The 1,284-nt window shown below is 35.7% G+C and carries 2 protein-coding genes; both read left to right on the top strand.

Going from position 1 to position 1,284, the window contains the following annotated elements; translation table 11 throughout:
• A partial coding sequence (locus KI356_RS26125; RefSeq protein ID WP_212936896.1) for an NfeD family protein occupies nt 1–279 on the top strand: 279 nt, incomplete at its 5' end.
• Nucleotides 280–281: 2 nt separating this feature from the next.
• Nucleotides 282–1,253, top strand: coding sequence for an SPFH domain-containing protein (locus tag KI356_RS26120; RefSeq protein ID WP_128279805.1), 972 nt, complete (start codon nt 282–284; stop codon nt 1,251–1,253).
• The last annotated feature ends 31 nt before the right edge of the window (nt 1,254–1,284 follow it).

Raw genomic sequence — 1,284 nt, 5'->3', positions numbered from 1 at the left:
GTTGTTGTTGGGGCAATTGTAAGTTTAACATTGACTTTCTTTACGAAAAGAATTTCAAAAAACTTTCGAGAAGCAAAAGGTTTTACTGATACAGTAGATAAACTTGTTGGTAAAAAGGGAATTGTTATGCAAACGATTACAAGTGAAGTGAACGGTATTGTGAAAGTGGATGGAGATACTTGGACAGCTATTTCCGATACTCCTATTGATGCTGGAGAAAAAGTCGTTGTTATAAAGAGACATAGTACTATTTTACAAGTGAAAAAGGAGAGTGAATAAATATGGTAGTAGCATTAACGTTAACGATTATTTTTGCACTAATTGTTGTTACATTTATCGCATTGACAATAAAAATTATTCCTCAGCAAAAAGTTGGGGTCATTGAAAGGTTTGGTAAATTTCAACGTATTATGCACCCAGGATTAAATATATTAATCCCGATTGTAGATCGTGTTCGTGTATATCACGATTTACGTATTCAACAAACGAATGTACCACCACAAAAGGTAATTACGAAAGATAATGTACAAGTAGAAATTGATACAATTATTTTCTATCAAATTGTTGAACCAGAGCTTGCGACATATGGTATTTCAAACTATGAATATGGTGTTCGTAATATTACATCTGCAACGATGCGTCAAATTATTGGTAAAATGGAGCTTGATGAAACGTTATCTGGTCGTGAAAAAATTTCAACAGAAATTCGCTTAGCGCTTGATGAAGCGACAGAAAAATGGGGCGTTCGTATTGAACGTGTTGAAATAGTAGACATTAACCCGCCAAAAGATGTGCAAGCATCAATGGAAAAACAAATGAAAGCAGAGCGTAATAAACGTGCGATTATTTTAGAAGCTGAGGCAGCGAAACAAGATAAAGTCCTTCGTGCTGAAGGAGAAAAACAAAGTAAAATTTTAATGGCTGAAGGGGATAAAGAAGCGCGTATTCGTGAAGCGGAAGGTATACGAGAAGCGAAAGAATTAGAAGCGCAAGGGGAAGCAAGAGCGATTGAAGAAATCGCAAAAGCAGAACAAAACCGAATTGAATTACTTCGCGCAGCAGATTTAGATGAGCGCGTACTTGCTTATAAATCATTTGAATCATTGATTGAGGTTGCAAAAGGACCAGCAAATAAAGTCTTTATTCCGTCTAATGCAATTGAAACACTTGGTACTCTTGGTGCAATCGGAGAAATCTTTAAAGAAAAACAAGCGAAGAAACTACCTTCAAATGATACAGGTAAAGAACAATAAGAGTGAGAAAGAGAAATGGGATGCCATTTCT

Origin of the sequence: Bacillus hominis (genome assembly GCF_018332515.1) — a bacterium.
Classification (GTDB): Bacteria; Bacillota; Bacilli; order Bacillales; family Bacillaceae_G; genus Bacillus_A; species Bacillus_A hominis.
Note: the sequence above shows the minus strand (reverse complement) of the source record. Positions and strands in the feature narration are given on the sequence as shown.